Origin of the sequence: Bradyrhizobium denitrificans (assembly GCF_013179005.1) — a bacterium.
In the GTDB taxonomy this organism is placed as follows: domain Bacteria; phylum Pseudomonadota; class Alphaproteobacteria; order Rhizobiales; family Xanthobacteraceae; genus Bradyrhizobium; species Bradyrhizobium denitrificans.
The window spans coordinates 13,792-26,240 of record NZ_JABFDP010000043.1; the positions used below are offsets into that span (position 1 = coordinate 13,792).

Annotated in this window: 8 protein-coding genes; 4 read left to right on the forward strand and 4 right to left on the reverse strand. The window is 64.7% G+C overall.

Annotated elements, in window-relative coordinates:
- Positions 1-85: 85 nt before the first annotated feature.
- The 3 genes from HL671_RS34195 to HL671_RS34205 all read right to left on the reverse strand — a co-directional run bounded on the left by HL671_RS34195 (position 86) and on the right by HL671_RS34205 (position 6,025).
- A complete protein-coding gene (locus HL671_RS34195) occupies positions 86-2,221 on the reverse strand; it encodes an autotransporter strand-loop-strand O-heptosyltransferase (protein WP_172242741.1) in 2,136 nt (711 codons plus the stop codon).
- Between the two features lie 63 nt (positions 2,222-2,284).
- Positions 2,285-4,270, reverse strand: coding sequence for an HlyD family type I secretion periplasmic adaptor subunit (locus HL671_RS34200; protein ID WP_172242744.1), 1,986 nt, complete (start codon positions 4,268-4,270; stop codon positions 2,285-2,287).
- Between the two features lie 3 nt (positions 4,271-4,273).
- Entirely contained in the window at positions 4,274-6,025 is a 1,752-nt protein-coding gene (locus HL671_RS34205) for a type I secretion system permease/ATPase (RefSeq protein WP_172242777.1), read from the reverse strand.
- Between the two features lie 884 nt (positions 6,026-6,909).
- Here HL671_RS34205 and HL671_RS34210 point away from each other — a divergent pair.
- From HL671_RS34210 to HL671_RS34220, 3 genes are read left to right on the forward strand one after another with little or no spacing between them, the layout of a single operon-like run.
- Positions 6,910-7,086, forward strand: coding sequence for a hypothetical protein (locus HL671_RS34210; RefSeq protein ID WP_172242747.1), 177 nt, complete (start codon positions 6,910-6,912; stop codon positions 7,084-7,086).
- On the forward strand, positions 7,083-9,014 hold the full coding sequence (locus tag HL671_RS34215; RefSeq protein WP_172242750.1) for an ethylbenzene dehydrogenase-related protein: 1,932 nt from the start codon (positions 7,083-7,085) through the stop codon (positions 9,012-9,014). The genes HL671_RS34210 and HL671_RS34215 overlap by 4 nt, the downstream gene beginning before the upstream one ends.
- Positions 9,014-10,048 carry a 2Fe-2S iron-sulfur cluster-binding protein gene (locus tag HL671_RS34220; protein ID WP_012044378.1) on the forward strand — a complete coding sequence of 345 codons (1,035 nt, stop codon included), beginning with the start codon at positions 9,014-9,016 and terminating at the stop codon, positions 10,046-10,048. Before HL671_RS34215 ends, HL671_RS34220 begins: the two co-directional genes overlap by 1 nt.
- A 52-nt stretch (positions 10,049-10,100) precedes the next feature.
- Here the strand turns inward: HL671_RS34220 and HL671_RS34225 are convergent, their stop codons facing one another.
- Positions 10,101-10,958, reverse strand: a complete 858-nt coding sequence (locus HL671_RS34225; protein ID WP_172242753.1) for a VOC family protein — start codon at positions 10,956-10,958, stop codon at positions 10,101-10,103.
- 149 nt (positions 10,959-11,107) lie between these two features.
- On the opposite strand from HL671_RS34225, the gene HL671_RS34230 reads away from it, so the two are divergent.
- A complete protein-coding gene (locus HL671_RS34230; RefSeq protein ID WP_172242756.1) occupies positions 11,108-12,418 on the forward strand; it encodes an NAD(P)/FAD-dependent oxidoreductase in 1,311 nt (436 codons plus the stop codon).
- Positions 12,419-12,449 lie beyond the last annotated feature (31 nt).

The following is a 12,449-nucleotide window of genomic DNA, read 5'->3' on the forward strand; positions in this document are numbered from 1 at the left end:
CGGCGCGCATGCGCAGCGGATCAACGGTCCGCGATCGGAATGTCGTGCGACGTCGCGTGGAACTGTGGAGGGCCGCAGCCGGTGCTCAGGAGGCCGGCGCGCCCTGGCGGAGAAGCAGGAGTGTGTTCCTGATTTTCGGCAGCAGCGTGCGGGAGAGCTGGTTCCACGCCGGATCCTGGTTGTTGGCGCTCAACGCGCGCTGCACCAGGCCGAGGCTCACCCGATAGGCGGCGAGCGCGCCATGACCATGTCCGAGCGGAATGAGCGCATCGCCCAGGCTCTGATAGGAATTCGCCAGCGCCCTTTGCAGGTTGGACTCGCCCGGAGCTGCCGCGCACATCTGCGTCGTGAGGGCGGTATTGGCGCGGCGGTGATCGAAGGCCTCCTGGTGCCGGCTCTCGGCCGTGAGCACGTCGGCCAGCAGCGCATGGGACCAGGCGAGGTCACGTTGGTAGCCGGTATTGTTAGGATAGGCTGCGTGGAGCCGCTCGGCGACGGCGAGGCTTGCGCGATAGGTGGCGTGTGCGCGTTCGAGGTCGCGCTGCACAAACAGAATTGCGCCGATCCGGTTCAAGGCCACTGAGAAGTTGCGCTGGAAACCTGGATGGTCCGGATCGGCTTCGGTCAAAGTCCTGACCATGGCTGCGCTTCGCATGTAGCTCGCAATCGCCGCAGCCAGCTCACCGGCCGTCGCGGCGCGGTCGCCTTCTGCGATGAATTCTGCAGCCTGATCCAGCATCTTCCCGGCGCCAACGGTGAGGCCGACCGCCAACCCGCCGCGGTGAACATCGCCGAGATTGCGCTCGAGCAGTTCGCTGATCGCGAGCGGCTCTTCGTCGGACGAACCGTCCGGCTCGGCCAATGCGGCGCGCGCGTCATATGCATCGGAGGCGTCGGTCGGTTCGGCCACGCCGGAGGAGGGCAGTTGGGCCGAAGGCGGCAAGCCCTCGCCAAATCCCGGAATGCTCAGCAATGTCGCCTTGACATGATCCGCGGTGATGAGGCGCGTGCATTCGAATTGTCTCGGCGTGTCCTTCAGGCGCGGACACCAGAGAGCGTCAGCATGGTCGAATTGATGGCCCGCGTCGTTCCAACAGCCGTTGCAGGCGTGATAATTGATGACGCGGAAGGGTGTCGCAAACTCGTTGGTCGGATGAGTGAAGCCGCTGATCAGCACGACCGGCGTGCCGGAGGCCCATGCCAGCCATGACAGGCCGCTCGACAGCCCGATGAAGAAGGCGGCATGCCTGAGCCATCGGGCGCGCTCCTGCAACGGCCGATCGCCGGTCTGGTCCTCAGCCGCCGCCGGGATCTGCGTCCGATACGGATCACGGGTGGTGACGGGATGCTGATCGATGCAGACCACGCGATAGCCCCGTGCTCTCAGGAAGGCGACCGTGCGATCCCAGCCTTCTGGATTGTTCCAATGCTTGCATTGGGTGGTGGCCTGCACCGAGATGCAGACGTAAGGCTCGGCGATCGGGCGGCTGTCGTCCGCGAGCGCGACAAAGGGCGGCTGCTCGGCCGGGTCGACGCCGAGGATATAGGCCGCGGTCCGGTGCAGGCCGACCTGGCGGAAATCGCAGGGCTGATAGACGAATTCAGCGTCGTCGAAGAACAAGGCGACGGAGTAGGTCGCGTAAAATCGATCTGCCTCCACCATCTCATGAGTGACGAAGGTGATGTCAGGATAGGCGCTGCGGAACAGCGCGATGAGCGGCTCGCCCATGGCGCAAGTAAGCCGGCATTGGTGTACGTCCTTGAACTTCACCGCGTAGCTGAACCAGCCGATGACGTCGCCGATCGTGCCGACCGGAAACTGGATCAGAACGTCGCGCCCGCGCGCATCGTAGTCGTGACGGAGCACGCGCTCGTCGTCCGACCAGACCTCCAGCCTGAACGGGACGAAATAGCGCTTGGCGCTGTTGACGTGGCCCGACCGCAGATCGACGTCGAACAGCACGTTCCCGGTCTGACGATCGCTCAGCCGGACGCGCCAAGCCCGTCCCGCGTCGGGCAGCATGACGCGGCAGCCGTCGTTGAAGTCGAATCGGAGTCCAGCCGGTGCTTCCTGGGTCGGTGCCGTCGTGGGCCTCGGCAGGCGCGGCTTCGGCGCCAGTTCAGCCGATGGTGCGGCGCTGATCCCGGCGGTCGACGGTTCTCCTGCGCCCTGCCACAGCGGCGCAGGGTCGGAGGGACGCGGAAAATTTGCAAAGTTCATTTTGAATGGGACAGGCGGTCTGCGGCCTCCGCGAGGAGGAACGCAGACCGCGACATCGTGGTTCTACTGCTCGACGAAGGCGCGCCGCCACTGGTCGGTGATCGGCTTCATCAAATAGCTCAGCATCGTTCGGCTTCCGGTCTGGACGTAGACTTCGGCCTGCATGCCCGGCATCAGATTGACGCCGCCGAGCCGCTGCCGCTCCTCCTCGGACAGGGTGATCCGCACCGTGTAGAAGGTCGAGCCCGATCTCGGATCGTTGGTGATGTCGGGGGCGACGAATGAGACCTGACCGCTCAGCTGCGGCGTCGTGCGCTGGTTGAACGCATTGAATCGCACCATCGCGTTCTGCCCGGTGTGGACGTGATCAATGTCCTTGGGCTGGACGTGCGCCTCGACCTGAAGCTCATCGGAATCGGGGACGAGCTCCATGATGGTCTCGCCAGGCTTGATCACGCCGCCGATCGTGTGCACGGCGAGCTGGTGAATGGTGCCGGAGTTCGGTGCGCGCATTTCGATGCGGTCCAGTTGATCCCGCGCCGCAACGCCCTTCTCGACCAGATCGCCCTCCTTGGCCTGCGCGTCGCCGAGATCCTTGACGACTTCGCTGCGGAAGTCCTGATCGATCTTGACCGTCTGAAGCTCGGCTTCGCTGATCTTGGACCTCGTCTCCGCCACGCTCGACACCAGCTGGCCGCGCTCGCCGTCGATTCGCGCGGCTTCCCGCTGCAGCGTCGTCAATCGCGTGAGTGGGACGAGACGCTTGTCGTAGAGTTCCTGAACACCGGCCAGTTCGCCCTTGATGAGCTCGATCTGCTTGTTCTTCGAATCGAGCTGTGACTCCATGCCGCTGATTTCGTTGTTGAGCTGGACGATGCGGCCCTGCAGCAGTTCCTTCTGGCTCTTGCGGGTGGTCGCGCGCGCCTTGAACAGCGCATTCTCCGATGCGATCACGGCGCGGACATGTGCATCGTCCGGACGTGACGTCAGCGATGTCGGATATTCCGGCTGATCGAGGCCGTCGCGCTCCGCCGAGAGCCGGGCGATCTTGGCGCGCTGCTCGTTCAACTGCTTGGTGATCGCCTGCAGCTGCGCCTGGCTCTGCGTCGCATCGAGCCGGACCAGCAGATCGCCGGCGGTGACCCGCTTGCCGTTGTCGACCTTGATCTCGGCGATGATGCCGCCGGTCGGATGCTGGATCGCCTTGACGTTGGATTGCACCACGAGATTGCCCGGCACGACAATGGCGCCGGCGAGCGGCACCAGGGTCAACCAGCCGCCGCCGAGCACCGCGGCCACGAGCAGCACACGCAGGCCGAGACGCAACTCGTTCTCGAACATGCGGCCGACCCGTGGCACGAGCGGTTCGTCAGATGGGTCATCGAGTGCAGCCGCCGTTCCCTGGGCCGCAATGAACGTCATGCCTGTGGTCAGCGCCGTGCCGGCGGTGCCGACGATGCGTCCGACGCGGGTTTGCGGAACGGCGTATGCATGGTCGACGCGCGCCGGAACGTTATGCTGCGGCATCGCGCGCAGGGCTCCGCCGCCGACATTGCCGTCGCGATTGGCGTTCCGCAGGTCGAGCAGAGCTGCATCATTGGTTGGCGGGCGCGTCTGCTGCTGGCGTGGCGGCGGTGAGAATTCGGGTTCGCGTGATCGCATGGCTGGCGCGTGGCCGTGCACTTGGCCTTGCAGCTGGCCTTGGGCCTGGTCTTGCCACTCCATCTCGCGGATGCCGGACGCGCGTTGCGGTCGGGCGGTCGCGCTGCGGAAGCCGAGCAGCGACAGCGACGCCCCGAGCGCCCGTCCCATCTTGCCCGGCCGCTTCTTGGTGCGGGGTGATTTGTTGCGCACCGCCGATGGCGGCGCGCGCCGCTTCTTGCGGGATCCGCGATTGTCGCGCGGATCGGCATCCGAGCCTTCGTCGAAGGCACCCTGCAGCCGCTGCAGCTCGAGGATCAGGGCATCGCCCTGCGGTCCGACCGCGCGCGTCTTCGGCCGCACATAATCTTCGTCATCGAAGGGCCGGAAGTCGTTGATGTGTTTCATTGATCAAACGCTTTCTGCTGGGGCGGCGCGACGAAGCGATCTCACGTTCGGATTCGGAGCTGGCGCAGGGGCTGCGACCCTTGGCGCAGCCGCGGCGTGCGCGACAGCCGGTCCGGCCGGCGGCTTGGCCCCGGCGACGCGTGCAAAGATCTCCTGGCAGGGACCGAATGCGATCGCCTTACCTTCGTAAAGGACCAGCGCCATATCGAGCGCGTTCAGCGCGCTCGGGCGGTGCGAGATCACGATCACGATGCTCTGATTCTGCTGCCGCATGATCTGGATGGCGCGGCTCAGCGCATTCTCGCCGTCAGTGTCGAGATTGGCGTTGGGCTCGTCCAGCACGATGAGGAACGGATCACCATAGACCGCACGGGCGAGTCCGACGCGCTGGCGCTGACCCGCCGACAGCGACATGCCGCCCTGGCCGATGCGTGTCGCATAGCCCTCCGGCAGCCGCAGGATGATGTCGTGGACACCTGCGATCTGTGCCGCCTTCAAGATCGAATCCGAACTCGCATTCTCGTCGAAGCGGCAGATGTTGTCGGCGATGCTGCCGTCGAACAGCGCGACATCCTGCGGCAGATAGCCGATATGGCGGCCGAGATCCTCGTTGCTCCACTGGTCGAGCGCTGCACCGTCGAGCCGGACCGTGCCTTGCAGCGCAGGCCATATGCCCACCAGCGCCTTGGAGAGCGAGGTCTTGCCGGACGCGCTGGCACCGAGCAGCGCAAGCCCCGTGCCCGCCTTGATCGAGAACGACACATTATGGACGATCGGGCGATCGGTGCCGGGCGCGGCCACGGTCAATTCCTGCACCGTCAGCTCGCGATAGGGCCGCGGCAGGGCGACGGGCGGTGCCTCCGGCTTGGCGGTCGCCTTGCAGATGTCGCGCAGCCTGGCGATGCCTTGCCGCGCGGCAACGAGCTGCTTCCAGCTGCCCAGGGCGAGCTCGACCGGCGCCAGCGCGCGGCCCATCAAAATGGACGAGGCCATCATGACGCCGCCGGACGCCTGGTCCGACACCACGAGCGCGGCGCCGATGCCGAGCATGCCGGACTGCAGGATGAAGCGCAGCACCTTGGCTGCCGATCCGAGATTGGCATAGACGTCGCTCGCGCGGATATTGTCCTTCAGATAGCGCTCGTTGATAGCGTTCCAGCGTACCGAGAACCGATCCATCATTCCAAGCGCGCGAATCACCTCGGCGTTGCGCTGGGTGGCGTCGGCGAGAACTTGGCGCGCGGCGCTGGTATCGCTGGCCGATCGGCTCGCCTGCCGTGACAGCCGCTCGGTCACGAGCGTCATCGAGATGATGCCGACGGTGCCGATGATCGCGGTGACGCCGATCAGCGGATGAAACAGGAACATGCCGATCAGAAAGATCGGAATCCACGGCATGTCGAGGAATGCAGTCGGCCCCATGCTCGACATGAAGGCCCGCAACTGGTCGAGATCGCGCAGCGGCTGCTGCATCAGCATCGGCTTCGTCCCGCGCAAGGGCAGGGTGGCCAGGGCGTGATGGATGGCGTCCTGCAGGCTGGCGTCGAACACGGTCGCCACCCGACACAGCATGCGGGTGCGCAGGGCGTCGAAATAGCCCTGGATGATATAGACGAACAGAATCATCACCGAGAGACCGATGAGCGTCGCCATGTTCTTGCTCGGAATGACCCGGTCGTAGACCTGCATCATGTAGATCGAGCCGGACAGCATCAGGATGTTGATGACGCCGCTGAATACGCCGATGCCGGCCATGCGCCTGACCGCCTGGCGCAGACCCCGCGTCACGGGATCATCGCTCCCGGACAGGAGGTCATTGAGGGCAGCCGCGGCTTTCGTTCGCGGGCGGTCTTGAGCCAGACTCATCCAGGCGCGTCTCCCAAACGACAATGCTTCGATCACCGCTCTTGCCTGTCGATGCCGACGAATTTCCGGCAACAATGCGACACATGGGCATTTCTGTCGCAGCACGCGGCATATAGAGAAGCGGATAGCTGTAAACAGCGGTGCCGTTCGGCGCATCTGAATGGAACCGTCGCCGGCTGTCCGAGCGGTTCGAATTAGGACGCAGTTCTCTATAGTTGCGTGTCGATGTTGAGGCGCGATGTGCTGGGGGCGTCACACATTCGTCCGTCTATCACCTTGCTTCCGCACTCATTGGCCGCTGTCCGGGCCGATTGACGCCACGAAGCCGAATAAATCTTCCTGCGGTGCAACGGACTCGCGTTGTCATCTCGACGATGCGGTAATCCGTTGCGGGTGTGAGAGCGGAAATGGCGGCGGCAACATCCGAGCACACAGGTCTGCATCATGATGAGATGATTACGATCATTCATTATGGCCACGACAGGTCGCTGCCCGGATGTGACCGGAACTCTGCAAGCCAGCGGCCGATACGCACCGGGTATCCGGTCACAAAGAAAGACGAGACCAAATCAGGGAGGGCAAAATAGGCCAGTTCATTCGTGCTCCGAAGCAACCCGTCACCGGCTTTGGGTACAGCAACTGGTCTTTGATCGACGTGATCTTGAGGATCACGCCGGACGTAGTGGGGCAACGATCGAAAGGAGAGGGCGACGCCGCCGGCGTCGGTGTCGGACAGAGAGTTGCTGAGTGAAGAGTATCTTGGGGGACGAGAGTTGCTGAACTACATCACCATCGGAACATGCGATGCGGGACTCCTATCGCGTCGAGAGCAGAAGATTGGCGCCGCAGGTTCGGCCAGCCATGCTGCTGACGACCTGTTCAGCCTGAATGCGGTGACCGGATCGGCCGCGAGGGTTTGCGTCGGCGCCGGTCGGGAGGCGCACGCATGAAGGTCCGGAAGACGGATTACGGGACGATCATTCTGCACTGGACCCTGGTCGCGGCGACCGTGGTTGCGTTCCTGACGGGACTGCGCATGGCGACCGAGGCGCCGAATCATGCCTGGATCGCCAACAACCTCGATTGGCTGCTGCCGCGGCATCGGACCTGGACCTGGCACATGCCGGCAGGCGTCGTTCTTGCGAGCGTGGCCGTCGCCTACATGATCTACATCTCGAAGTCGGGCCTTGGTCGGCGCGTCACCATCGACAAGATGCGGTTCAAGGGATTGCTCGGTCGCCGGCCGGCGCGGCTCGGCTCAATCAGCGTCATGCTGCATTGGGTTCTGTTCATCGCAATGGCGATATTGATCGTCACCGGCGGCATGCTCTTCTTCGGTGTCGCGTCCGGCTATGTGACCATGATGATCCACTGGTATGCGACCTGGGTCATCCCGGTGTTCGTGGTGATGCACGTTCTGGTTCACTTCAGCATCGGCGGGAAGATGCAGCTGTATCGCGTGTTCCGCCCGGCCCCGTTGCCGCCGCCGCCGCCGAAGCTCGATCCGGTCGAACTGCTGACGATGCTGGTCGAGCAGTCGGAGAAGCTCGAAGAGGCGGAGGCGCCTCCGAAGAAGAAGCCGGCGCCCGCCGCGCGGCCACCGATGCGCGAACCCATGCCGGCGCCGCGACGGATGGAGGAGCCTCCGCGCGTCCGTGCGGAGACACGCCCAGCTCCGGGGCGAATGCGTGCGCCGGCGCCGACTAAAGGCAATTCGCGTCGTCGCAACCCGAGCTTTCAGGCCAATCCGTTCGTCGTCGCCACGGCTGCTGCGATCGTGATCGGCTCGGCGATGTTTGCGGCCGACTACTACGCCGAGGACACGGTGACGGTCTATCGGATCGCCAGCTCCGATGCGCCCACGCTCGATGGTGATTCGTCCGATCGGGTCTGGCGCAACATTCAGCCGCACATGGTCACGACCAACCAGGGCGACAATTTCGACGGCACCGGAGAATCGCGCGTCTGGATCAAGGCCGCCCATGATGGAACATGGGTTTATTTCCTGGTCATCTGGGAGGATCCGACCCGCTCGTTGAAGCAGCTGCCGTTGATCAAGAAGGCCGACGGCTGGCACATGCTGCACAACGGATTTGAAAAGGGCGACGAGAACGACTTCAACGAGGACAAGTTTTCGCTGCTGTTCACGACGCTGCCGATCACCTTGGCCGCTGACCGAACGTTCCACATGAGCGCGCAGCCGATGCCGGACAAGCCGGCGACGCTGTCGGGTCGCGGTATCCACTATACGCCGGCGCCGAATTTGTACGCGGATGCCTGGCTGTGGAAGGCGACCAGCGGCGGTCCGACCGGCTGGATGGATGATGATCATTTCGGTCCCCCCGCCGAGCCGACGCCCGATCAGGTCAAGGGGCTCACGCCATACAAGGGAGGCTTTGCGCCGGATCCGGGCACGGCGAACTATTCGGACAATTTCGTGATCGACCGGGAGGCGGCGAGGCTTGGCAATCGCGGCGTGCGACCGAAGCGCCTGCCCAAGGACATTGCGGCGATGACCGCGGCGATGGGCGAGATCTCGCTCGATCCGAATATCGGCGAGAGCGAAGGGGCACGATGGTTCATGACCGAGGCTGAATCCGTGCCGTATTCCGCGGAAGCCGACGCGCAGACGCCGATCGGAACGGTCGTGCCCGGCGTCATCGTCAATGGTGAATTCACCGGAGACCGCGCCGACATCCGGTGCGCGGCGCGCTGGGCCGCGGGTCACTGGACGCTCGAGATTGCCCGCAAATTGGACACACACAGCAAGTACGACGTTCCGATCAAGAATGGCGTCTTCATGCGGGTCGCGGCTTTCGACCATACCCAGATCAGACATACGAGGCAGATCCGGCCGATGCGACTTGAGGTGCAGTGATGGGTAAGATTTGCAAAATCCAGTACAACAGGGAAACGTTCTACGCGAATGTGGGCGATATCCTGCTCGACGGCGCCATCAATAGTGGCGTGGATTTGCCCCATGACTGCCGCAGCGGAATCTGCGGATCCTGCAAGGTGACTGTCGTCGACGGCAAGCTGTTCGGCGGCATGGAAGGCGACATGGCGCATGCGTGCCAGGCCCGGGTGGTTTCGGATCTGAAGATCATCACCGAGCCGGTGCCCGATACGGTGACGATGAATTGCGAGGTCGGCGATCTCGTGCGGCTCGCGCCCGACGTCGTCGGCGTCACCATCGAGATGCCGAAGCCGCTGCGGTTCTTCCCCGGACAATATGCCAAGGTGCAGTATCGCGGCTTCCCGACGCGTTGCTACAGCCCGACCTATCCGATGGTCGGCGCGCCCGACAGCCATCTGCTGTATCTGCACATCCGCATTCTGAAAGACGGCCTGGTGTCATCGGCACTCGGCCGCGACATTCAGGTCGGCCACCGCGTCAAGCTGACGGCTCCGCTCGGCACGGCATTCTTCCGGCAGAAGCATCGCGGCCGAATCATCCTGGTCGCGAGCGGCACCGGCTTTGCGCCGATGTGGGCGATTGCGGTCGCAGCGATCACCGAGAATCCGAAGCGGGAGATCGTCTTCATCGTCGTCTCGCGCACGCTGCAGTCCTTCTACATGCATCAGGCACTGTGCCGGCTGGCGCGCTTTCCGAACGTCAAGATCATCCCGATCGTGTCGGAGCCTCAGAACGTATCGCCGGCGATCCGCAGCGGCCGCCCGACCGAGCACATGCCTGAGCTCACGCCGAACGACGTCGTCTATACCTGCGGCGCGCCGGCGATGACCGAGGCCGTGGCGAAGATGTCGCGCGCCGCCGGCGCAAAGTGTCATTGCGATCCGTTCGTCTCGTCGGCGCAACCCTCGGAGCAGAGCGGCGGCCTGATGGACCGTCTGGTCGGCTGGCTCGACAGCCAGCGCGGACGACCGGCGATGTTCCAGCCGGCGGAATGAGTTCGCGCGGCCGCTGAGAATGCGGCCGCGCGATCCTGCTGATGCACGCTGATCAGCTGGCCACGAAGGCGAGCAGGGTGCCGGTGGCCGCTGCCGGCGGTACGACAAGGCTGGTGCCGCTGTGCACGGCAGCGGCGCCGAGGGCCTTTGCAGTGGCGGCCAGATCATACGAGGCCAGCACCAGGCCGGCACCGCCGCGCTCCGGCAGGCCAGACAGCGATACGCCGGGATAGCGCGCCGCGAGCTGATCCCGGGTCAGGAAGACGAAATCGGCGCGGTCGCCGCCCGAGGCCACCGTCACGGCCCCATCGCTCTCGGGGCGGCCGTCGCGGTCGATCAGGCGGGACAGATGCGCCGCGTCCTTCGCCGGGTCGGGCGTGACGATCAGGGCCTGCTTGAGTTGCTTGGCGCCGTTGGCATGGCGCATCAGCTCCGGGATCCACACCGTCTCGCGGGTCTTGTGCTGGCAGGCAAAGATCCGCAACCCGCCGGGGGCTTCAGCCACCGGCCATTGAAACACGCGGAACCGGGCCGCCGAGATCGTGCCGTCGGGGAGGGGGACCGGACGCTCGAAGTCGATCGGTCCGATCGGCTCGAAGCCCTTGGCCCGGATCTCCTCGGCGCCCGCAGCGGAATCGATCGCCGTGAAGGCGATCCGCTCGATGCCCTCGCCGCGCTGTGCGAGGAAGTTGCGCGTCGGGACATTATGATCCGTCTCGGCGAGAATGCCGAGCAATTCGATGTAATCCGGATCAAGCATGATCGTGTAATTGCCTGACCCCATCTTGGCGCTGTGGGTGCCGCGCGGCGACAGCGTGAAGCCCAATCGCTTCCAGGTCTCGGCCGCCGCGTCGAGATCCTTCACCACGACGACCGCGTGATCGATACCGATGACATTCTTGAGGGCCACGCATTTGTCTCCTTGCAGCGAACTTGGCATATTGCGGCCGAACTATGCCCAAACGACCCATGCGCCGCAACCGGCGCGGCCGGGCGCCGGGCGCAAGGCAAGATCGGTCTCCACGAGGCCGGTCGGTCAGCAAGGATGAGCCGTCCACGATGAGTACGACCACAGATATCGTTCAATGGCCTCCGTCCTTGTGGGCCGCACAGACTGCGCCTGGACCGAATCTGCCGGTGTTGCACGGCAACCAGCAGGCCGATGTCGTGATCATTGGCGGCGGCTTCACCGGGCTGTCCACTGCGCTGCATCTGCGTGAGACCGGGGTCGATGTCGCGATCGTGGAGGCGATGGAGCCAGGCTGGGGCGCCTCGGGCCGCAACAATGGCCAGGTCATTCCGACGCTGTCGCGGCCCGATCCCGAGGATCTCATCGCTCGTCACGGTGCGGCCGGAGAACGCTTTGTCGCGATGCTGCGTGACAGCGCCTCGAACCTGTTCGACACGGTGCGGCGCTACAAGATCGACGCCGAGCATGAGCAGAGCGGCTGGGTGCAGCCGGTGCATTCTCCCGGCCGTATCAAGATCGCTGAGCGCCGTTTCAAGCAATGGTCGAAATTCGGCGCCGATGTCGAACTGCTGTCGCGCGACCAGGCGCGCGACATGCTCGGCTCGGACGCGTGGCATGGCGGCTTCTGGAACAAGACCGGCGGCCACATCAATCCGCTTGCCTTGGCCCGTGGTCTTGCACGGACCGTGCTGAGCCTTGGCGGCCGCATCTACGCCCGCTCGCCGGTGATCGATTTCGCGCGGCGTGGCGACCGCTGGGTGGTGCGGACCGCGCGGGGCGAATTGTCAGCGCGTGCCCTGGTCCTGGCCAGCAACGCCTATACCGGCGAATTTTCCAAGGCGCTCGCGCCTGACCTGGCCCATGAGGTCATGCCGGTGCTGTCGTGGCAGATGGCGACGCAGCCGCTGTCGGACAATGTCCGCAAGACCATCATCCCCGCCCGGCAGGCGATGTCCGACACCCATGGCGAGCTCTATTTCGCGCGCTACGACGCCCGCAATCGCCTGGTGACGGGGGGCGCCGTGATCGGCCCCAGCAACAAGGCCGAGCGGCTGAAGGCGCGCGTCGCCAGCCGCCTGCAGCTTCTGTGGCCGCAGATCGGCGAGGTTCGATTCGACTACGTCTGGAACGGCTATGTCGGCATGACCACGGACTACATGCCGCGGATTCATCGCCTCGGCCCGGATGCCTATGGCTGGACCGGCTGCAACGGCCGGGCGGTGGCGCTGACGATTCCGCTCGGTGCCGAGCTGGCCAAGGCCGTGCGCGGCGTTCCGGACAACGAGCTGGCGCTGCCTTTCACCAATGCCGTCACCATTCCCGCGCATGCGCTGCTTCGGCCATTTGCGCCGTTGATGCTGCTGCTCTACCGCTACCGCGATGCCCGCGAGATTGCTTAGCGCGTGAGGCTTGTTCGAGCCTTTCGGAAAA

What these genes read in the sequence shown, in the direction of transcription:
- HL671_RS34195 (WP_172242741.1), bottom strand. Translation starts at nt 2,221, where the DNA reads ATGAACTTTGCAAATTTTCCGCGTCCCTCCGACCCTGCGCCGCTGTGG.
- HL671_RS34220 (WP_012044378.1), top strand. Translation starts at nt 9,014, where the DNA reads ATGGGTAAGATTTGCAAAATCCAGTACAACAGGGAAACGTTCTACGCG.
- HL671_RS34205 (WP_172242777.1), bottom strand. Translation starts at nt 6,025, where the DNA reads ATGGCCGGCATCGGCGTATTCAGCGGCGTCATCAACATCCTGATGCTG.
- HL671_RS34230 (WP_172242756.1), top strand. Translation starts at nt 11,108, where the DNA reads ATGAGTACGACCACAGATATCGTTCAATGGCCTCCGTCCTTGTGGGCC.
- HL671_RS34215 (WP_172242750.1), top strand. Translation starts at nt 7,083, where the DNA reads ATGAAGGTCCGGAAGACGGATTACGGGACGATCATTCTGCACTGGACC.
- HL671_RS34200 (WP_172242744.1), bottom strand. Translation starts at nt 4,270, where the DNA reads ATGAAACACATCAACGACTTCCGGCCCTTCGATGACGAAGATTATGTG.